The organism is Paraburkholderia guartelaensis (genome assembly GCF_004353905.1).
Lineage (GTDB): Bacteria > Pseudomonadota > Gammaproteobacteria > Burkholderiales > Burkholderiaceae > Paraburkholderia > Paraburkholderia guartelaensis.
In genome coordinates this window covers 100,654-120,306 of sequence record NZ_SMOD01000022.1, presented here as the reverse complement: position 1 = coordinate 120,306, position 19,653 = coordinate 100,654, and the positions used below count along the sequence as shown (strand labels likewise).

16 protein-coding genes are annotated in these 19,653 nt (G+C 65.6%); 9 read left to right on the top strand and 7 right to left on the bottom strand.

Translation table 11 applies throughout. The features are described from left to right. The first annotated feature begins 12 nt into the window (after positions 1–12). The 5 genes from hpnD (at position 13) to E1N52_RS26320 (ending at position 5,482) form a co-directional block, all read left to right on the top strand. Positions 13–864 (top strand): presqualene diphosphate synthase HpnD, encoded by an 852-nt coding sequence (hpnD, locus tag E1N52_RS26340; RefSeq protein ID WP_133185743.1) that lies wholly within the window; start codon positions 13–15, stop codon positions 862–864. Next, complete coding sequence (gene hpnE, locus E1N52_RS26335) at positions 864–2,132, top strand: hydroxysqualene dehydroxylase HpnE (protein WP_133185742.1); 1,269 nt, start codon at positions 864–866, stop codon at positions 2,130–2,132. The genes hpnD and hpnE overlap by 1 nt, the downstream gene beginning before the upstream one ends. Further along, complete coding sequence (shc, locus tag E1N52_RS26330; RefSeq protein ID WP_133185741.1) at positions 2,129–4,159, top strand: squalene--hopene cyclase; 2,031 nt, start codon at positions 2,129–2,131, stop codon at positions 4,157–4,159. Before hpnE ends, shc begins: the two co-directional genes overlap by 4 nt. A gap of 53 nt (positions 4,160–4,212) precedes the next feature. Then, positions 4,213–4,878 (top strand): phosphorylase, encoded by a 666-nt coding sequence (locus E1N52_RS26325; protein WP_246089228.1) that lies wholly within the window; start codon positions 4,213–4,215, stop codon positions 4,876–4,878. A gap of 118 nt (positions 4,879–4,996) precedes the next feature. Beyond that, positions 4,997–5,482: an acyl-CoA thioesterase gene (locus tag E1N52_RS26320; protein ID WP_133185739.1), complete on the top strand. Its 486-nt coding sequence runs from the start codon at positions 4,997–4,999 to the stop codon at positions 5,480–5,482. Between the two features lie 104 nt (positions 5,483–5,586). Here the strand turns inward: E1N52_RS26320 and E1N52_RS26315 are convergent, their stop codons facing one another. Beyond that, complete coding sequence (locus tag E1N52_RS26315; protein WP_133185738.1) at positions 5,587–6,630, bottom strand: MlaA family lipoprotein; 1,044 nt, start codon at positions 6,628–6,630, stop codon at positions 5,587–5,589. Beyond that, on the bottom strand, positions 6,627–9,254 hold the full coding sequence (gene hpnN / locus E1N52_RS26310) for a hopanoid transporter HpnN (RefSeq protein ID WP_133185737.1): 2,628 nt from the start codon (positions 9,252–9,254) through the stop codon (positions 6,627–6,629). The genes E1N52_RS26315 and hpnN overlap by 4 nt, the downstream gene beginning before the upstream one ends. A 245-nt stretch (positions 9,255–9,499) precedes the next feature. Here hpnN and E1N52_RS26305 point away from each other — a divergent pair, with 245 nt between their 5' ends. After that, positions 9,500–10,108: an MlaC/ttg2D family ABC transporter substrate-binding protein gene (locus E1N52_RS26305; protein WP_133185736.1), complete on the top strand. Its 609-nt coding sequence runs from the start codon at positions 9,500–9,502 to the stop codon at positions 10,106–10,108. A gap of 67 nt (positions 10,109–10,175) precedes the next feature. Here the strand turns inward: E1N52_RS26305 and E1N52_RS26300 are convergent, their stop codons facing one another. Then, positions 10,176–10,841 (bottom strand): response regulator, encoded by a 666-nt coding sequence (locus E1N52_RS26300; RefSeq protein ID WP_133185773.1) that lies wholly within the window; start codon positions 10,839–10,841, stop codon positions 10,176–10,178. 2 nt (positions 10,842–10,843) lie between these two features. Next, positions 10,844–12,337, bottom strand: coding sequence for a cache domain-containing protein (locus E1N52_RS26295; protein ID WP_133185735.1), 1,494 nt, complete (start codon positions 12,335–12,337; stop codon positions 10,844–10,846). Positions 12,338–12,678: 341 nt separating this feature from the next. Between E1N52_RS26295 and E1N52_RS26290 the strand changes: the two genes are divergently transcribed. Together E1N52_RS26290 and E1N52_RS26285 are read left to right on the top strand one after the other, a co-directional pair. Then, positions 12,679–14,766 carry a carbon starvation CstA family protein gene (locus E1N52_RS26290; protein ID WP_133185734.1) on the top strand — a complete coding sequence of 696 codons (2,088 nt, stop codon included), beginning with the start codon at positions 12,679–12,681 and terminating at the stop codon, positions 14,764–14,766. A 25-nt stretch (positions 14,767–14,791) separates the two neighbouring features. Next, complete coding sequence (locus tag E1N52_RS26285; protein WP_028202784.1) at positions 14,792–14,998, top strand: YbdD/YjiX family protein; 207 nt, start codon at positions 14,792–14,794, stop codon at positions 14,996–14,998. Here E1N52_RS26285 and E1N52_RS26280 read toward each other — a convergent pair. Beyond that, a complete protein-coding gene (locus E1N52_RS26280; protein ID WP_133185733.1) occupies positions 14,995–15,276 on the bottom strand; it encodes a hypothetical protein in 282 nt (93 codons plus the stop codon). The genes E1N52_RS26285 and E1N52_RS26280 overlap by 4 nt on opposite strands. Between E1N52_RS26280 and E1N52_RS26275 the strand changes: the two genes are divergently transcribed. Continuing rightward, the gene (locus E1N52_RS26275) at positions 15,275–17,248 is read left to right on the top strand and encodes an SMP-30/gluconolactonase/LRE family protein (protein ID WP_133185732.1); all 1,974 of its coding nucleotides are present in this window, start codon (positions 15,275–15,277) and stop codon (positions 17,246–17,248) included. The two genes, E1N52_RS26280 and E1N52_RS26275, sit on opposite strands and share 2 nt — an antisense overlap. Positions 17,249–17,324: 76 nt before the next feature. On the opposite strand, the gene hpnH is transcribed toward E1N52_RS26275, so the two are convergent. Next, positions 17,325–18,476 carry an adenosyl-hopene transferase HpnH gene (gene hpnH / locus E1N52_RS26270; protein ID WP_110383380.1) on the bottom strand — a complete coding sequence of 384 codons (1,152 nt, stop codon included), beginning with the start codon at positions 18,474–18,476 and terminating at the stop codon, positions 17,325–17,327. Positions 18,477–18,488: 12 nt separating this feature from the next. After that, positions 18,489–19,433, bottom strand: coding sequence for a 4-hydroxy-3-methylbut-2-enyl diphosphate reductase (gene ispH / locus E1N52_RS26265; RefSeq protein WP_133185731.1), 945 nt, complete (start codon positions 19,431–19,433; stop codon positions 18,489–18,491). Between the last annotated feature and the right edge of the window lie 220 nt (positions 19,434–19,653).

Below are 19,653 nucleotides of genomic sequence, written 5' to 3'. Positions count from 1 at the left end.
GCGGAGATCGTCTTGGCTGTTTCCAATCTCGTCGTGGACGATACACAACAAACCGACGCTGCCGCCGCTTCGTCGGGCAGCTCGTTTTATCTGGCGATGCGGATCCTGCCTCCTGCGCAGCGCGACGCCATGTATCAGGTCTACGCCTTCTGCCGCGCTGTCGACGACATCGCGGACAGCGACCTGCCGCGCGCCGAGCGTGCGGCGGGGCTCGACCAATGGCGCGCCGACATCGACGCGTGCTATGCCGGCACGCCGCGCGCCTCGCTCGCGGCGCTCACGCGCCACATCCATACGTTCGGGCTGCAGCGCGAAGATTTTCACGCGATGATCGACGGCATGGCCATGGACGCCGCCGAGGACATCTGCGCCCCCGACGAGGACACGCTCGACCTGTACTGCGACCGCGTGGCGAGCGCCGCAGGCCGGCTGTCGGTGAGGATTTTCGGGATGCAGGAGGAGCCGGGCCGCTTGCTGTCGCACCATCTAGGGCGCGCGCTGCAGCTCACCAACATCCTGCGCGACATCGACGAAGACGCGGACATCAATCGCTGCTATCTCCCGCGCGAACTGCTCGCGCGTGAAGGGATCGCCGCGGGCAATCCGCACACGATCGCTGCCGACCCGTCGCTGCCGCGCGTGTGCGAGACGCTCGTGCAGCGCGCCCGCGCTCACTTCGCGCAGGCCGACGCGATCATGGATGCCACGCCCCGCGCGCAGGTGAAAGCGCCGCGCATCATGTCGGGCGTCTACCGCGTGCTGCTCGAGCGCACCGTGGATCGCGGCTTCGACCTGCCGCGCACGAAAGTCAGCAAGCCGCGCGCACGGCTCATGTGGATCGTCGCGCGTTACGCGCTGTTCTGATGCCTCGGCTAGTCCACGTCATCGGCGCTGGGCTTGCGGGCCTCGCGACGGCCGTGCGGCTTCAGCGGCGCGGCGTGCAGGTGGCGCTCTACGAGGCCGCCAGCCAGGCAGGTGGACGCTGTCGCTCGTACTACGACCGCACGCTCTCGGCGACGCTCGACACGGGCAATCATCTGGTGCTGGCGGGACATGCGCGCACGCTCGAATACGTGCGCACGATCGGCGCCGGCGACGCGCTCTCCGGCCCCACCGAGCCGGGCTTCGCGTTCATGGATATCGCCGCGCGCTCGCGCTGGACGGTGCGCTTCTCGCGTTCGCGCATGCCGTTCTGGATCGGCGACTCGCGCTCGCGCGTGCCGGGTACGCGCGCCGCGGACTATCTGGGGCTGCTGCCGCTCCTGTTCGCCAAGCCGGGCCGCACGATGGCGCAGACCATGCGCTGCGAAGGCGTGCTGTGGGACCGGCTGCTGCACCCGTTCTTTCTCACGGCGCTCAATGTCGAGCCGCGCGTGGGCAGTGCGGAGCTGGCCGGCGCGATGCTGCGCGAGTCGCTCGCGGCGGGCGGCGAGTCGTTCCGGCCGCTGGCGGCGCGCGGGGGCCTTTCCAGCGCGTTCGTCGATCCGGCCTTGCGCATGCTTCAGCACGGCGGCGCGGCGATTCGCCTTGACTCGCCGCTCAGGGAGATCGTGTACGACGACGCGGCGGGCCGCGTCTCCGCACTCGATTTTCCAGGCGGGCGCATCACGCTCGCTCCCGATGAGGCGGTGGTGCTGGCGGTGCCCGGCGTGGCCGCCGCGGCGCTCGTGCCGTCGCTGCAGGCGCCGCAGCGCCACAATGCGATTGTCACCGTGCACTACTCGGTGTCAGCGCCGCCGGGCCTCGTTGCGCCGATGGCGCTCGTCAACGGCACGGCCCACTGGCTGTGCACGGCCGAGGGGCGGCTCTCGGCGACGATCCACGACGCGCACGCCGTGCTCGACCTCGATCCCGAGGAGATCGCACGCCGCGTGTGGGTCGACGTGGCCGAGGCGGCCTCGCTGCCGCTCGAGCCGCTGCCCGTCTGGCGCGTGTGCGCCGATGCGCGCGCGACCTTCGCCGCGGTGCCCGACGAAGAATGGCGCCGGCCCGCGACGCGCACGCGCTGGAACAATCTGATGCTTGCAGGCGACTGGACGGCTACCGGTCTGCCCGCGACGATCGAAGGAGCGATCCGCTCGGGCCGCAAGGCCGCCGAGCTGCTCCTGACCGAAAATTTGGAACGTAGATGAACGATTTATCCCAAGCCATGCGGGGCGTCGCCACGCCGGACGTGGCAATGTCCGCTCCCACGTTTGCCGACGAGATGGCCGCACCGGTCGCCGCACCGCTCGCAGCGCTCGACGCCGCCGTCGCGCGCGCGACCGACACGATCCTCGCCGACCAGCGCGCCGATGGCCACTGGGTCTACGAACTCGAAGCGGACGCCACGATTCCGGCCGAATACGTGCTGCTGGTGCATTACCTGGGCGAAACCGCGAACCTCGAGCTCGAACAGAAGATCGCGCGCTACCTGCGCCGCATCCAGCTGCCCGAAGGCGGCTGGCCGCTCTTCACCGACGGCGCGATGGACGTGAGCGCGACCGTAAAGGCTTACTTCGCACTCAAGATGATCGGCGATGCCGAAGACGCCGAGCACATGGTGCGCGCGCGCGAGGCGATTCTTGCGGCGGGCGGCGCGGAGCAGGTCAACGTGTTCACGCGCATCCTGCTCGCGCTCTTCGGCGTGATCACGTGGTATGCAGTCCCGATGATGCCCGTCGAGATCACGTTGCTGCCGCAGTGGTTCCCGTTCCATCTTTCAAAGGTGTCGTACTGGGCGCGCACGGTGATCGTGCCGCTGCTCGTCTTGGGCGCGAAGCGCCCGGTGGCGCGCAACCCGCGTGGCGTGCGCATCGACGAGCTGTTCCGCGGCGCGCCGGTGAGCGTGGGCCTGAATGCCCGCTCGCCGCATCAGAGCAAGGGCTGGTTCGGTTTCTTCCGCGCTGTGGACGGCGTCCTGCGCGTGACCGATCCGCTTTTTCCGACCTACTTGCGCCAGCGCGCGATCGACGCCGCGGTGGCATTCGTCGACGAGCGCCTGAACGGCGAAGACGGCCTGGGCGCGATTTTCCCGGCCATGGCCAACGCCGTGATGATGTACGACGTGCTGGGCTATCCCGCCGATCATCCGCACCGCGCGATCGCGCGCCAGTCGCTCGAAAAGCTGGTGACGGTCCACACGGAGGAAGCGTACGTTCAGCCGTGCCTCTCGCCCGTGTGGGACACGTCGCTTGCGGCGCACGCCCTGCTGGAGACCGGCGACGCCCGCGCCGAGGAAGCCGCGCGCCGCGGCCTCGAATGGCTGCGTCCGCTGCAGATTCTCGACGTGCGCGGCGACTGGATCTCGCGCCGTGAGGCCGTGCGTCCGGGCGGCTGGGCATTCCAGTACGCGAACCCGCACTACCCCGACGTCGACGACACGGCCGTGGTCGTGGCCGCGATGGACCGCGTGGACAAGCTCGACAACACGAATGCCTTCGACGCCCCTATCGCCCGCGCGCGCGAATGGGTGGTCGGTATGCAAAGCAGCAACGGCGGCTGGGGCGCGTTCGAGCCGGAGAACACGCAGTACTACCTGAACAACATCCCGTTCTCGGACCACGGCGCACTGCTCGATCCGCCGACCGCCGACGTCTCGGGCCGCTGCCTGTCGATGCTCGCGCAGCTCGGCGAACTGCCGGCCGCGAGCGAGCACGCGCGCCGCGCGTACAACTACCTGCTCGAAGAGCAAGAAACCGATGGCAGCTGGTACGGCCGTTGGGGCATGAACTACATCTACGGCACGTGGACGGCGCTGTGCGCCCTCAACGCGGCCGGCCTCGGTCACGACGACCCGCGCATGAAGCGCGCGGTGCAATGGCTCGTGCAGATCCAGAACGACGACGGCGGCTGGGGCGAAGACGGCACGAGCTACAAGCTCGAATACCGCGGCTACGAGCGCGCCACGAGCACGGCTTCGCAAACGGCCTGGGCGCTGCTCGGTCTGATGGCTGCGGGCGCGGTCGATCATCCGGCGGTTGCACGCGGCATCGAGTATCTGCAGAAAACGCAGCAGGAACACGGCCTGTGGGACGAAACGCGCTTCACGGCCACGGGTTTTCCGCGCGTGTTCTATCTGCGCTACCACGGTTATCGCAAGTTCTTCCCGTTATGGGCGCTTGCGCGCTACCGCAACCTCAAGCGCGCGGGCGTGACGCGCGTCACGGTCGGTCTGTGAGCGCGGCGGCTGGAGTCAAGGCGCGCGCCCTGCCCGTGATCGCAGTGACGGGCATGGCCTTCGAGGCGAGCATTGCCGCGGGCAAAGGCCAGGACGGCGTGCGCGCCGTCTACGCCGCGCGCGCCGATCTGCTGCAGAGCGCGCTCGCGGCGGCGCTCAAGGACGGCGCGGCGGGCATCGTCAGCTTCGGCACGGCGGGCGGCCTTGCGCCCGATCTCGAGCCGGGCACCCTCGTGATCGCGCAAGCGATCGAAGGGCCGTTCGGGCGCGTCGAGGCCGACGCCGACTGGAGCGCACGCATGGCCGACGCGCTGATGGCCTCGCCGCTCGCCGCGAAAACCCGGCGCGGCGTGGAGGCAGCCGTTGCGGCGCCGCTCACCGGTGCGGCGGACAAGGCAGCGCTATTCAGCGCGTGCGGAGCGCTCGCCGTCGACATGGAATCGCATCTGGCCGCAGCCGCGGCCGCCGCGCATGGCGTGCCGTTCGCGGTGTGCCGCGCGATCGTCGATCCGGCGTGGCGCAGCCTGCCGAAAGCGGCCATGGCCGGCTTGCGCGACGACGGCACGACGGCGGTCCTCCCTGTCCTGCGCGAACTGGCGCGCGACCCGGCGCAACTGGGCGGCCTGCTGCGCGTGGCGGCGGACGCGAAAGCGGCACGCCAGTCGCTGAGCGCTGCGCGGCAGGTACTGACGGCCACCGGCGCCTTTTTCCCCAAATGATCCTGGCGGGCTATTGAAATACCTAGGGTAAACCCCTATCTCTGGTAACATATCAGTGTTAACCCTAGGTTCGTTCCTGCGAGCTGGGGACAAATCACATATCGGGGAGTTACCAGCCATGAATTTTCATACTCGCAAGTGGGTCAAGCCTGAAGACCTGAATCCGAACGGCACGCTGTTCGGCGGTAGCCTGCTGCGCTGGATCGACGAAGAAGCGGCGATCTATGCGATCTGCCAGCTCGACAACCAGCGTGTGGTGACCAAGTTCATGTCGGAGATCAACTTCGTGAGCTCGGCGCGTCAGGGCGACATCATCGAACTCGGCATAACGGCCACGGAATTCGGCCGCACGTCGATCACGCTGCGCGCCGAAGTACGCAACAAGATCACGCGCAAGAGCATCCTGACGATCGAAAAGATGGTGTTCGTGAACCTCGGTGCCGACGGCATGCCGGCCCCGCATGGCCGCGAACGGATCCGCTACGCTGACGAAGCCTATGAACGCTATCGCCAGACCGTCACCACGACGGCGGATGCCACGGCGCTGGCGGCGGCGAACGAGGCCGAACGTCAGGCCGAGAGCGAGGACGCTTCGGTGCATTGAGCGGCGCGCACGACGCAATAAAAAACCCGGCAACCTCGAAAGGTTGCCGGGTTTTTTTGCGTTTGTACGCCGCCCGCCCGCAAACGGGCAGCCCTATGTTGCGTTCAGGGCGCCGATGCCGGCTTCGCAGGCGCTGCCGTCGCACCCGAAGCCGCGACAGGCGCCGATGCGCCTGCCGGTGCGGAAGCGGCTGCCGCTGCCGCCGCTACACCTGCCGTGCCGGCCGCCGCAGCAGCACCTGGACCCGCTCCAGCCGCGGCCGCACCTGTTGCCGCCGCGCTCCCCTCGCCCGGATCCTCGTAATTCGGCAGACCATTGTTCGAAGCGCCGGGGGCGGCTGCGCCACCTGCGCCGCCGGCACCACCCGACTCGCCCGGGTCCTCGTAATTGGGTGCCCCGTTCTCGTTCGGTGTTGCCTCCCCGCCCGGCTCGCCGTAATTGGGCAGCGGCGCATTATTGCCACGCGAGCCGCGAATCAGCGATTCGCGCTGCTGGCGGTAGGCGTCGCGCACGAACGAATACGGGTCGAGCGCCGCCTGCTTGAGCAGGTCGGTCGCGCCGAGCAGATCCGCGCGTGCGCTGATGAACTGCGCGAGATACATCGGGTTGCGCACCGCCGGCTCGAAATAGTTGATGACGTTGAACTTCACGTCCACGGCCATGCCGATGCCGTCGCGCACCGAGCTGGGCCCGAACAGCGGCAGCACGAGATACGGGCCGGCCGGCATGCCGTAATGGCCCATCGTGAGGCCGAAGTCCTGATGATGCTTGGGCAGCCCCGCCAACGTCGCGAAGTCGATCAGGCCGCCCAAACCGAAGGTCGTGTTCATCGCGATGCGCATCAGATCCTGGACGGCGTCAGTGATCTTCAGCTGCAGCAAGTTGTTCGCCAGGTTGTCGACGTCTCCGATGTTCGAGAAGAAGTTCGTGATCGCCTGGCGCAGCGGCTGCGGCGTCACCTTCTGGTAGCCCTTGGCGACCGGCTGCGCGATGTACGTGTCGAGCTTGTCGTTGAACGTGAAAATTGCGCGATTCGCGGGCTCGAACGGATCGCCCGGTTTGCGGTCGGGGCCCGTGGCGCAACCCGACGTCACGAGGAGCGCCAGGCTCGCCGCCGCCATGGTGAGCGCGGCTTGATTCTTCTTCATTGGTCGATCCCCTGAGTTTCCGATCTCGCGCGTTTTGCGCGCGGCTTGCCCATCAGCACCGGCTGGAACACGACGGCGCCTATCAGCGTACAGAACAAGGACAGTGCGAGCAGCTTGCCCATGCTCGACGTGCCCGGATGATGCGATAGCCACAGGCTCCCGAATGCCGTGGCCGTGGTCGCGGCGGAAAAAAGCACCGCGTGTGTGAGGCTCGAATGCAGGAGGCCGGTCTGCCCCGCGCGCCAGGCCATCACGAAATAGATTTTGAACGCGACACCGACGCCGAGCATCAGGGGAAGCGCGATGATGTTGGCGAAATTTAGCTGAATTCCGAAGACAACGCACAGTTCGAGCGTAACGAGTGCCGATACCAGCAGAGGAATGAGCGTACGCAGCACGTCGCCGAAATTGCGCAGCGTGATCCAGAGCAGCGCCGTGATGAGCAGCACCGACCATCCCGCTGCCTGGAAGAACGCGAGGATGATCACGTTCGCCGAGTGCAGGATCGAGATCGGACCGCCGATCGCGTTCGGCTCGGCCGCCTTCACCGCGTGTGCGAAGCGGGCGAGCATCACGTCGTCGTTGGGATCGACGCCCGGCGGCACGCGCGGCGCGACGTCCACGATCGCCTGGCCGGTCGGCGCCACCCAGTCGCGCGCCATCTCGGGCGGCAGGTTTTCACGTGTGATTTCCGAGGGCTGCAACAGGCGCGCGAGCTGCGCGAAGGCGAGCTTGAGCGTGAGGCTGAAGGCGGTTTCCGCGCGGTCGCGCGTGGCCGGGCTCGCGTTCGCGAGTTTGTTGAGCGAGTCCGACAGATGCTTCGCCTCGGCCGCACCCGGCCCCGGATGGTCGCTCGCGGCGAGCGAAAGCTGGTTGGCCGCGCGCTTGAGCGTCTGCACACGCACTTCGTCCGTCACGGGCGTGGACGGCTGCTGCGTGAGCGCGGGCAGAAGCTGCTGCGCGGCGCTCGAGATCAGCATGAGCTTTTGCTGCTGATCGTCGGGAATCAGCGAACTGAGCGTGGTGGCGCGTGCCACTTCCGGCAGCTTCGAGAGCCGCGCGGCGATCTTGTCGGCTTCTTCGAGCGACGGCGCGAGCACGCTCACGTCGTTGATCGAGATGACGGGCGAGCTCTTGAGCGCGAGCAGCGTCGCCATCGATTCAGTATGCGGATCCTTAAGATGCAGCGGATTGAAGTCGAAGCGCAGGTGCAGCAGCAAGGGCGTCGCGCCCACCACGATGATGAGCGTGGTGATCAGCACCGGCTTGCGATGCTCGGCGAGCCATTTGTCGACGGGCGCGAGGAACGCGAAGCCCGGCGAAGCGCGCTCGCCCCTGGGATTGAACACGCGGATGAGCGCCGGCAGCACCGTCATGTTGCAGACGTACGCGACGAACATGCCCACGCCCGCGATCTGCCCGAGTTCCGAGAGGCCCTTGTAGGCGGTCGGCAGGAAGGAAAAGAAACTTTCGGCCACGGCGATCGCCGCGAGCGTGAGCGGCACGCCGATGGTGCGCGCGGTCTTGAGGAGCGCGGCGTCGAGCCGCTCGTCCTGGAAGCGCTCCTCGCGATACTTCACGCCGAATTGCACGCCGAAATCGACGCCTAGCCCCACGAACAGGACCATGAACGCGACCGACAGCATGTTGAACGAGCCGATCATCAGGAGGCCGAGCGCGGCCGTGATGACGAGACCGATCACGAGCGTGATGAGCGTGGCGCCGATCAGCTTGCCCGAGCGCAGCGCGAGCCACAGGATGGCGAGCACGACGATGATCGTGATCACGCCGTTGAGCGCGGCGCCGTCCTGCACCGAGGCGAACTCGTCGTCGGCGAGCGGCTGTTCGCCCGTGAGGCGCACACGCGCGCCGAATTCGCTGTCGAGATGAAGCGAGGCGGCGGTCGCGCGGATCGCCTCCGACGCGTTTGCGCCTGCCTTGAGCGCGGCGAAGTTAAGCACCGGCTGCACGGTGATGAATGCGAACGCGGGCTTCGTGGCCGAATCCTTGTCGACGAGCGCGCGCCACGAGAACGCCGCGGGCTTGCCGGCGAGCACCTCGTCGACGACGTTGGCGGCACTGCCGAGCAGATTCGCCATTTGCGGCAACTTGATCTGGCCGATCGTGAGCGGCAGTTGCAGCGTGGTCGTGAGCGTGCCGGCCAGACCCGCGAGGCTTGGGTCCTTCGCGAGCTGGTTCACGAGCGGGCGCGCCTGGACGAGCTGGCCCGTGGTCGAGAGCACGGTGGCCGTGGACGGGAACAGCAGGCCGTTGTGCTGGAAGAACGGGCCGCCCGCGGGCTGCGAGACGGCGCTGAATTCGCGCGAGTCGGCCTTGAGCGCTTGCGCGAGCTTGTCGGCGGCGGCGTCGGCGAGTTCGGGCGCGTCGGCTTCGACGACCACGAGCAGCGAGCTCGCGCGCTGCGGGAACGCCTTGTCCTTGGCGTCGCTCAACGCGGCCCACTCGGCCGTGTTCTCGACGAGACCGCTGACGTCGGTATTGATCTTGAAATGCTTCGCAACGTACACGCCGGAGAGCACGGCAAGCACGATTGCGAGTGTGATCACCCACGCCGCGCGGCGCACCGACCAGGCGACGAGGCTAATGATGAATGGCTTCAGCATACAGGCGAGGGGGCCCTGTCAATTAGGTTCTTTGACGCGAAACGCACAAGTATACCGGCCCCGCCCGTCCCGGCGCGGGTCTTGCACACTTGGGCTCGAGGCAGCGCCCCGGCAGCGCATCTGCCAAAGCCGTTATACTGGCTCAGCCGGCGGCGTGAAGGTTACGTGATTGCACTTGCACTTAACCGCACGCACTGAGTCGCACTGTATACCGGCGCCTGAATTTCACTGTTCCAGAAGAGCGTATGAAACGTTACCTGACCGCATTTTTCGTCGCCGCCTGTTTCACGGGCGTTTCGGGCGCCGCGTTCGCGCAAACCGCGCCGGATGCCACCGTCAAGGCCGCCGTGGAAGGCACCGTGAAGGCGATGCAGGCCGACCCGCAAGCGCGCGGCGGCGACATGAACAAGATCACCCAGGTGGTCGAGACCCATTTCGTTCCCGCCACCGACTTCAAACGCACCACGCGGATCGCCGTTGGCAAACCCTGGGCGACGGCCACGCCCGAACAGCAGCAGAAGCTGTATGAGCAATTTCAACTCCTGCTCGTGAAGACGTACGCCTCGTCGCTCTCGCAACTGCGCGATACGCAGGTGAGCTTCAAGTTCGCACCCTCGAACACGGGTGCGGGTGCGAAAGACACCGTGGTGCAGTCGCACGTGATCAGCAACGGCGGCGACGACGCGATCGACTACCGTCTCACGCAAACACCCAACGGCTGGAAGATCTACGACATCAACATGATGGGTGCGTGGCTGATCCAGGTCTACCAGACGCAATTTGCCGACCAGATCGCCAAGGGCGGCATCGACGGGCTCATCAAGTTCCTCGTCGACCACAACGCGCGCAGCTGATCGTCGATTGGTGGTTGCACACGCATTGTGCAATGACGGGCGCACCGGGTAAGCCGGTGCGCCCGTTTCACTTTCTGCGGTGCTCCACCGCGAACTTGATCAACTCCGCCTGGCCTTCGATCTCCAGCTTGCGCTTGAGGTTGAGCCGGTGCGTTTCCACTGTGCGCACCGATAGCCCCTCGCGCTGCGCGATCTGCTTGCTCGATAGTCCTTGCGCGAGCGCGTCGAGAATGTCCCGCTCGCGCGGCGTCAGACGCTCGACGGGCGTGCTGCGTGCCGACGCCTGGATCATGCGTGCGCTCAAGCCCGCGCTGAAATACGTGCGCCCGGCCAGCACCGCCTCGATCGCGCGGATGATCTCGGTGGCCGGCGAATCCTTGAGCACATAGCCGCTCGCGCCCGCACGCACCGCCTCCGTCACGTATTCGACGTTGTCGTGCATCGACAGCATCAACACGCGGATGGCCGGAAAGCGCTCGTGGAAAATACCCGCGAGCGCGATGCCGTTCACGCCCGCCATGCCCACGTCCATCAGGACGAGATCGGGTTCGAGCGACGCTGCGAGCGCGATGGCCTCGTCGGCGTTGCCGGCTTCGCCCGCCACCTCGAAACCCGGCACGGCTTCGAGCCGCGCGCGCAGGCCGTCGCGCACGAGAGGATGGTCGTCCACGAGGACGAGGCGCGCGGGCCTGGCGCCCGGGCTGGTCGGATCGGTCACGTTTGCATTCGTCATCGTCATGTCGGCGTTCCTGATACGGCAGCGGCTTTGGGTGCTGCATTCGACGCCGCATTGGACGCAATAGGCACCCACGCGGTGACGAGCGTATGGCCAGGCTGCGAGGTAATGTCGAGGCGGCCGCCCAGCGCCTCCAGGCGCTCGCGCATGTTGCGCAGGCCCAGACCCGCGCGCGGGTCGGCCAGCGCGTGCGCCACGTCGAAGCCACGGCCGTTGTCGGCAATGCCAAGTGTCACGCCGCTCGCGGCGACTTCCAGCGTGAGCGCGGCGCGCGCCGCTTGCGCGTGGCGCACGATGTTGGTGAGCGCTTCCTGCGCAATGCGAAAGAGCACGGTGTTGACGGCGTCCGGCAGCGCGGGGACTTGTGCCTTTTTGCTCGCCGGCTTCGGCGCGGTTTGCGTGAAGGCGATCTCGATGCCCGTTTGCTCGGCCATCTCGCGCGTGAGTTGCTCCAGCGCGGCAGCGAGGCCCAGGTCGTCGAGCATCGAGGGGCGCAGTGCATGCGAGATGCTGCGTACTTCGCGCAGCGTGTCGGAAAGACGTGAGAGGCCGGTGGCGAGCGACGCTTCGGCGGCAGGCACGCGCGTTTCGCCGCGCTCGAAGCGTGTCAGCGCCGACTCCAGCAGCAGCTTCACCGAAACGAGCATCTGGCTGATGCCATCGTGCAGTTCGCGCGAGAGCCGCGCCCGCTCCTGCTCCTGCGATTCGACCACCTGCTGCGCGAGGCGCTTGAGCTTGGCGTCGGTGCTGCGGTGCTCGCTCACGTTGAGCACGAGCGCACCGAGCGCGATCACGAGCACGCCCGCAAGTGCGATCACGCCGAGCCACTGGATGGTGTGCTCGATATTCGCGGAGGCGCGCTCGTCGATGTGCGCGAGCGTCGAATCGACGTCGTCGAGATAGATGCCGGTGCCGATCATCCAGCCCCAGCGCGGCAGCGGCACAACGTAGCCGAGCTTGGGCGCGAGCTTGCCCGTGGACGGCCGGTGCCACATATAGCGCACGTAGCCGCCGCCGCGCTGGGCCGCGGCAATCAGTTGCTGGATCGTGAGCGCGCCCTGCGGGTCGCGCAGGTTCCAGAGATCCTGGCCGACGAGCGCGGGCTCGCGCGGATGCATGAGCGAGCGCCCGTGCATGTCGTAGACGAAGAAATAGCCGTCGGGGCCGAAGTCCATCTTCTGCAGCACGGCTAGCGCGGCCAGCTGGCGGTCGGCTTCGCTGTCGGGCGCGGGCAACGCGTCGCTGGCGTTTTCCTCGGGCGCATAGAGCGGCGCGATGGCGCTCGTGGCCAGCTCCACGTAGTGGCGCAGCTCGATTTCCTTGCTCGACATATACGCGCTCTGCATCGTCGCGTGCTGCGTTTGCGCGAGCTGTGTGGCCTGCTGGCGCACGCCGATACCGATGCCGGCAATGGCCGCGAGGAACGGTACGACCGCGAGCAGGAAGATTTTCGTCTTCAGGCGGCGGTCGGCGAAGAAAAATGGGGCGGGCATGACGGTGTTCGGAAGCTGAGACTGCAAGCATAACCGGGCGCGCGCGGCGAGGCGGGCAAAATCCACGCTGCGGTCGAGAGGGTCCTCTTACACCGCGTGTTGCGCGACGGGCCGCGATTGTCGTTGCGTGCGCAACGAATTGTTGCCTTCCCTACGTAGTTCTACGTAGCGCGCTTACGTAGTTGTCCGGTTGTGGCTGACGGTCTGAAAGCGAATACTACCGCCCACGACATGGCGTAATGCGTCATGCATGCGCTGCCATCGCCAAGACGATGTGGACGGCGCACAAGGGTCCGGTTCCGATGCCGGACACAAAGCTAAAAACATAACGGAGACACCGCATGAGTCGGACATCCAGTTTTGTCGTCTGGACGCTGGTCGCGCTGCTTGGCGCGTTCGCGTTCGGCACCATCGCGCTCGCGCACGGCGAGCGAATCAGCGCACTGTGGATCGTGATCTGCGCCGTGTGCGTCTATCTGATCGCGTATCGCTTTTATAGCCGCTTCATCGCCACGCAGGTGCTGCAGCTCGACGGCCTGCGCATGACGCCGGCCGTGCGCCACAACGACGGGCTCGACTACGTGCCCACCAACAAGTTCGTACTGTTCGGCCATCACTTCGCGGCGATCGCGGGCGCGGGTCCGCTCGTGGGCCCGGTGCTGGCCGCGCAGATGGGCTACATGCCCGGCATGCTCTGGATTCTCGCGGGCGTGGTGTTCGCGGGCGCCGTGCAGGACTTCGTGGTGCTGTTCCTCTCCACGCGCCGCGACGGCCGCTCGCTGGGCGACCTCGTGAAGATGGAACTCGGCCCGGTGCCCGGCGTGATCGCGCTGTTCGGCACCTTCCTCATCATGATCATCATTCTCGCGGTGCTCGCGCTGATCGTCGTGAAGGCGCTCACGAACTCGCCGTGGGGCACGTTCACGGTGGCCGCGACGATCCCCATCGCGATCTTCATGGGCCTGTACGTTCGCTACATCCGCCCGGGCAAGATCGGCGAGATTTCGATCATCGGTTTCGTCCTGCTGATGGCTTCCATCGCCTTCGGCCAGCACGTGCACGATTCGCCCACGCTCGCAGCCTGGTTCACGTTCACGGGCACGCAGCTCACGTGGATCCTGATCGGTTATGGCTTCGTCGCTTCGGTGCTGCCGGTGTGGCTCCTGCTCGCGCCGCGCGACTACCTCTCGACGTTCCTCAAGATCGGCACGATTCTCGCGCTCGCGATCGGCATTCTGATCGTCGCGCCGGAACTGAAGATGCCGGCCTTCACGAAGTTCATCGACGGCACGGGCCCGGTGTGGTCGGGCAACCTGTTCCCGTTCCTCTTCATCACGATCGCGTGCGGCTCGGTGTCGGGCTTCCATGCGCTGATCTCGTCGGGCACGACGCCCAAGCTGCTCGATAACGAAACCAACGCGCGCTTCATCGGTTACGGCGCGATGCTGATGGAATCGTTCGTCGCGATCATGGCACTCGTGGCCGCCTCGGTGATCGAGCCGGGCGTGTACTTCGCGATGAACGCGCCGCTCGCCGTGCTCGGCACGACGCCGGACGCCGTGGCGCAAACCGTTGGCCACTGGGGCTTCATGCTCACGCCCGACATGCTCACGCAAACCGCACACGCCGTGGGCGAAACCACGATCGTGGCGCGCGCAGGCGGCGCACCGACGCTGGCCGTAGGCATGGCGCAGATCCTGCACCAGGTGATCGGCGGCGAGGCGATGATGGCGTTCTGGTATCACTTCGCCATCCTCTTCGAGGCGCTCTTCATCCTGACCGCCGTCGACGCGGGCACGCGCGCGGGCCGCTTCATGCTGCAAGACCTGCTCGGCACGTTCCACCCGTCGCTCAAGCGCACGGAGTCGCTGCCGGCCAACCTGATCGCGACCGCGCTGTGCGTGGCTGCGTGGGGCTACTTCCTCTACCAGGGCGTCGTCGATCCGCTGGGCGGCATCAATACGCTGTGGCCGCTCTTCGGTATCTCGAACCAGATGCTCGCCGGTATCGCACTGATGCTCGCCACCGTCGTGCTCTTCAAGATGAAGCGCGAGAAGTTCGCATGGGTGACGGCACTGCCCACGGTGTGGCTCCTCATCTGCACACTCACGGCGGGCTGGCAGAAGATTTTCGACAGCAACCCGAAGGTGAGCTTCGTCGCGCACGCACAGAAGCTTTCGGCGGCGATCGCTGATGGCAAGATCGTTGCGCCCGCCAAGTCGCTCGAGCAGATGCAGCGCATGGTGTTCAACGACTATGTCGATGCCGCGCTTTCGGGCCTGTTCATCTTCGTGGTGGTGAGCATCGTCGTGTACGGCCTGATCGCGATTGCTCGTGCGCGCCGCATCGATCGTCCGACTGTGCAGGAAACGCCGTATCAGGCGATGCCGGCCGGCGGCGCGGCGGCTGTGACGAATCGCGTGCATTGATCGACGCTACTGAACGGAGCACACCATGTTCTCGGGACTTCGCGACAACGTACAGACGGCCGGGCGCTATCTCGGCCAGGCCATGCGTTTGATGGTCGGTTTGCCGGACTACGAGGGCTACGTCGCGCATGCGCGTGAGACGCATCCCGACCGCCCGGTCATGACCTACGAGGAGTTTTTCCGCGAGCGGCAAAACGCCAGGTATGGGTCGGGGGCAGGCAAGTGCTGCTAACTCCAGACTGAGCGGATACGTTCAGCACGAGGCGCGACGGCGAAGGCCGTCGCGCTTTTTTTTACGCCTGTAATCTTCGCGGTCAAAAAGCACTCAATTCCCGCAGTGTGGCTGCCGTTAACTTTGACGAAGTTCCACACCAATTCGACGCATGACGCCGCGCGCGGTGGCGTGCACGGATTCGAATCGTCGGGAATCGGCCTGCGCGTTTGCCACGCGGGCAACACCGCATTTTCAACTGGTACACCGTAAGGTGTACGAATCAAAGAATTTTTCATGATCTTGCATCGAATTGGCGCTGCATGGCTGGCGGCCGCTCTCACCGCAACGGTTGCGCCCGTTTGCGAAGCGCAATACTCCACCGACTGGATTGCGAACACCTACGGCACCAACGCGACGCACGTGGGCAACGTGGCCCGCTCGATGTGGGTCGCGCCCGAAGGCGTCATCTATACGTCGTCGATGTGGGATGAAAACGAAGGCGGCCTGGCGATTTACCAGAACGGCCAGAGCCTCGGCTCGATCGGCGGGCACGGCGACTTCCAGGGCGGCGCGATCACGGGCAACACGACTTCGCTGTTCGTCGCGATGCAGTACAACGCCACGTATGGCAGCGGCAACGTCGGGCGCTACAACCGCACGAGCGGCGCGCGCGACTTGCTGATCCCCGTGAGCGCCGATACGACCGAAAAGCTCGCCGATGTCATCACCGGACTCGCGACTTCCGGCTCGCTGCTCTACGTGAGCGATTTCCCCGGCAACCGCGTGCGTGTGTACACCACGGACGGCGTCTGGCAACGCGATATCAGCGTGGCGTGCCCAGGCGCGCTGACACTCGACGCGAGCGGCAACCTCTGGGTCGCCCAGAAGAGCGCGGGCGCCGTGCTCGAATTCAGTGCCGGCGGTCAGCTCTTGAACACGATCCAGCTGGCATCCACGGCGCGGCCGTCGTCGCTGTATTTCGATTCGCAGACCTCACAGTTGATGATCGGCGACTCGGGTCCCGACATGAACATCAAGACCTTCAGCGTAGCGGGCATGCCTTCGCAAACCGGCACGTTCGGCGTTCTGGGCGGCTATCTCGACACGACCACGGGCATCAAGGGGCAGGTGGGCGACAAGCGCTTTACGCGCGTGGTTGGCATCGGCAAGGATTCCGCAGGCATGCTGTACGTGCTGAACAATCCGTGGGGCGGCTCGTGGGACCTCGGCCGCAACGGCGGCACCGATCTGCAGGCTTACGACGGCACCGGGACGCTGCGCTGGAAGCTGCAGTCGCTCAATTTCGAAGGCAATGCGGCGCCGGACCCGGCCACCGATGGCGCGCTGTTCTACGGCGGCATGAATATCTATTCGGGAACGGCCGGCGGCACCTTCGTGGCCAACACCATTGACCCCATCACGTATCCGTCCGATCCGCGCATCAATCTCGCCGACACCGCGCGAGGCGAGCATTTCGCGCAGGTGGCGAGCGTGGGTGGCCAGCGCATTCTCGTGGCGGCCGGGCAGAACCCCGATACGTTCTACTTCTTCCACTTCAACGCGGCGAGCGGCTATATCGCCATTCCGGATTACACGCTGCCGGGGGCGGCGTTCAATACGACGGCCCCGGTGCGCAACGGCTTTTGTCTCGACAGCAAGGGCGACCTGTGGGTTGGCCTCGACAAGACCAACGTCATTTCCCACTACCCGCTGACCGGCTTCGACTCGACCGGCAAGCCGACCTGGGGCGCGGCGATCACCACGCCGATTCCCGCCACGATTTCGCGGCTCACACGCATCGTCTACCTGCCCGAAAGCGACACGATGATCCTCACGGGAGAAGACGCGAGCATCACCGACTGGACGGCAGTCGGCACGCGCGTCGAGGTGTATCACGGCTGGCTCGCCGGCAATACGAGTGCGCCGAATCCGGTGATTACGCTCACGAGCGCGAATCCCAAATCGATTGCAGCCGCTGGAAATTATCTGTTCGTGGGCTACGTGCACACCGTGCCGAACATCGATGCGTTCAACCTCACCACGGGCGCGATCGACACGACACTCATCAATAGCAACTCGAACGCGGTGTACGTGGGCAACGACGTGGATTCGATGTACGGCCTGCGTGCGTATCTGCGCTCGACCGGCGAGTATGTGGTGACGAAGGATAACTACAACGCTTCGAGCGCGGTGGTGTACCGGTGGACGCCGGCAGCGGCGAGCACGACCACAGCGAATGCGATGGTGTCGCCGTTCAGTGCGAAGTGACGAAAAAGACAAAGGGCACAACGGCTAAAACCGTTGCGCCCTTTTTGCGTTTCATTCGCCTGCGGCGAAAACCGCTTTAGCTAGCCGCGACCGTAGCCGGCTTCTTCGTCTTGGCGGCGTTCTTGATCTCTTCGAGCTTGATCTCGACGTGACGCGAGAACACGTACTCGGCAGGACGCGCGCCCTCGAGCGGGATGTCCTTCGCAAACGCGCCCGTCGTGCGCGGGCCCGAGAGGGCGATGCGCGCGGCCTTGAGCGGATGCGCGACCGTGTCCATCACGGCGGTAGCCTCGAAGCCGCAGTGGACCATGCAGTCCGCGCACTTCTCGTACTTGCCCGTGCCGTACTTGTCCCAGTCGGTCGTTTCCATCAGCTCCTTGAAGGTCTTCACGTAACCTTCGCCGACCAGATAGCATGGCTTTTGCCAGCCGAACACCGTACGCGCCGGGTTGCCCCACGGCGTGCACTGGTAGCTCTGGTTGCCGGCCAGGAAGTCGAGGAACAGGCTCGACTGGCTGAACGACCACTTCTTGCCGTTGTTGCCGCGCTTGAAGATTTCGCGGAACAGGTTCTTGGTCTTGTCGCGGTTCAGGAAGTGCTGCTGGTCCGGGGCGCGCTCATATGCATAGCCCGGCGACACCGTGATGCCGTCCACGCCGATCTCGCCGACCGTGTCGAAGAACTTCGCCACGCGCTCGGGCACGGCGTCGTTGAACAGCGTGCAGTTGATGTTCACGCGGAAGCCGCGGCGCTTGGCTTCCTTGATGGCCGCGACGGCCTTGTCGTACACGCCTTCCTGCGAGACCGAGTGATCGTGCGCTTCGCGGTCGCCGTCGAGGTGCACCGACCAGACGAAGTACGGATTCGGCTGGTAGTCGTCCATCTTCTTTTCCATGAGCAGCGCGTTCGTGCAGAGATACACGAACTTCTTGCGCGCCATGATGCCCTTCACGATCTGCGGCATTTCCTTGTGCAGCAGCGGTTCGCCGCCTGCGATGGAAACGACCGGCGCGCCGCACTCATCGACGGCTTCGAGGCATTCCTCCAGCGACAGGCGCTGGTTCAGGATGGGATCCGGATAGTCGATCTTGCCGCAGCCATTGCAGGCGAGATTGCAGCGGAACAGCGGCTCGAGCATGAGCGCGAGCGGGTAGCGCTTGTTGCCGCTGAAATGCTGGCGGAAGATGTACGAGCCAACGCGGACTTTTTGTAGCAGCGGAATAGACAAAGCGTGTCCTCCTTAAACTTCGCGTGCGACGAGCGGTTGCAAGAGCTTCGACGGCAGCTTGAATTCGACTTTTTCTTCACGGCCCGCCATCGTCGACACCTCGACAGGCCCTAACGCGCGCAGCGCGTCAATGACGTTCTCAACCATTTCTTCAGGCGCCGATGCGCCGGCCGTGATGCCGACCGTTTGCACATTGGCGAACCATTCGGTCTTCACTTCCGAGCCGTCAGCGACGAGATAGCTCGGCACACCCGTTTCGCTGCCGATCTCGCGCAGACGATTCGAGTTCGAGCTGTTCGTCGCGCCAACGACGAGCAGCACGTCCACCTGATCCGACAGTTCGCGCACCGCTGCCTGGCGGTTCTGCGTTGCGTAGCAGATGTCGCGCGTGTCCGGGCCGACGATGTCGGAGAACCGCGCGAGCAGCGCGTCGATGATGCCACGCGTGTCGTCCACCGAAAGGGTGGTTTGCGTCACGTACGCGAGCGGTGCATCGAGCGGCAGATCGAGCTTCGAAACATCGGCTTCGCTCTGCACGAGCAGCACGGTGCCGGGAATCTGGCCGATCGTACCTTCCACTTCGGGGTGGCCGGCATGCCCGATCAGGATCAGCGTGCGGCCCGCCGCGACGTACTGGCGGCCCTGCACGTGAACCTTCGTGACGAGCGGGCAGGTGGCGTCGAGCACGTCGAGGTCGCGTTCCTCGGCGGCGCGTTCCACCGTCTTGGCCACGCCGTGGGCGCTGAAAATCGCCACAGCGCCTTCCGGCACTTCGTCGAGCTCTTCCACGAAACGCGCGCCCTTGTTGCGCAGGTTTTCGACCACATGACGGTTGTGGACGATTTCATGGCGCACGTAGACGGGCGCGCCGTGCTTCTGCAGTGCGCGATCGACGATTTCGATAGCGCGGACAACCCCCGCGCAAAAGCCGCGGGGTTGGGCAAGGATCACTCGCATAGGGTGGCGAACTCCGACTGCCGCAAAGGCGAGCGAATCGGTAAAAATGACCTGATCGCCAGCGGCTGTCTATTATTAAGGATGCAAAAATCCGCCAAAGGGGTGACGGAGTAAAAACTAGACGCGCATTTTAACCCCTTCGCCTTTCGTTTGCTGTGTGGAGCACGCGTAGGTGCGGCGTGCACGCGACGCCGGACCCCGGTCAGCCACCCATTTTTCT

Bases quoted from the DNA above. Each gene is read 5' to 3' on its own strand.
- E1N52_RS26280 (WP_133185733.1), bottom strand. From the start codon at position 15,276: ATGAAAAATTCTTTGATTCGTACACCTTACGGTGTACCAGTTGAAAAT.
- E1N52_RS26300 (WP_133185773.1), bottom strand. From the start codon at position 10,841: ATGACGAATGCAAACGTGACCGATCCGACCAGCCCGGGCGCCAGGCCC.
- shc (WP_133185741.1), top strand. From the start codon at position 2,129: ATGAACGATTTATCCCAAGCCATGCGGGGCGTCGCCACGCCGGACGTG.
- E1N52_RS26325 (WP_246089228.1), top strand. From the start codon at position 4,213: ATGGCCTTCGAGGCGAGCATTGCCGCGGGCAAAGGCCAGGACGGCGTG.
- E1N52_RS26285 (WP_028202784.1), top strand. From the start codon at position 14,792: ATGTTCTCGGGACTTCGCGACAACGTACAGACGGCCGGGCGCTATCTC.
- hpnE (WP_133185742.1), top strand. From the start codon at position 864: ATGCCTCGGCTAGTCCACGTCATCGGCGCTGGGCTTGCGGGCCTCGCG.
- E1N52_RS26290 (WP_133185734.1), top strand. From the start codon at position 12,679: ATGAGTCGGACATCCAGTTTTGTCGTCTGGACGCTGGTCGCGCTGCTT.
- E1N52_RS26295 (WP_133185735.1), bottom strand. From the start codon at position 12,337: ATGCCCGCCCCATTTTTCTTCGCCGACCGCCGCCTGAAGACGAAAATC.
- ispH (WP_133185731.1), bottom strand. From the start codon at position 19,433: ATGCGAGTGATCCTTGCCCAACCCCGCGGCTTTTGCGCGGGGGTTGTC.
- E1N52_RS26320 (WP_133185739.1), top strand. From the start codon at position 4,997: ATGAATTTTCATACTCGCAAGTGGGTCAAGCCTGAAGACCTGAATCCG.
- E1N52_RS26275 (WP_133185732.1), top strand. From the start codon at position 15,275: ATGATCTTGCATCGAATTGGCGCTGCATGGCTGGCGGCCGCTCTCACC.
- E1N52_RS26305 (WP_133185736.1), top strand. From the start codon at position 9,500: ATGAAACGTTACCTGACCGCATTTTTCGTCGCCGCCTGTTTCACGGGC.
- hpnN (WP_133185737.1), bottom strand. From the start codon at position 9,254: ATGCTGAAGCCATTCATCATTAGCCTCGTCGCCTGGTCGGTGCGCCGC.
- E1N52_RS26315 (WP_133185738.1), bottom strand. From the start codon at position 6,630: ATGAAGAAGAATCAAGCCGCGCTCACCATGGCGGCGGCGAGCCTGGCG.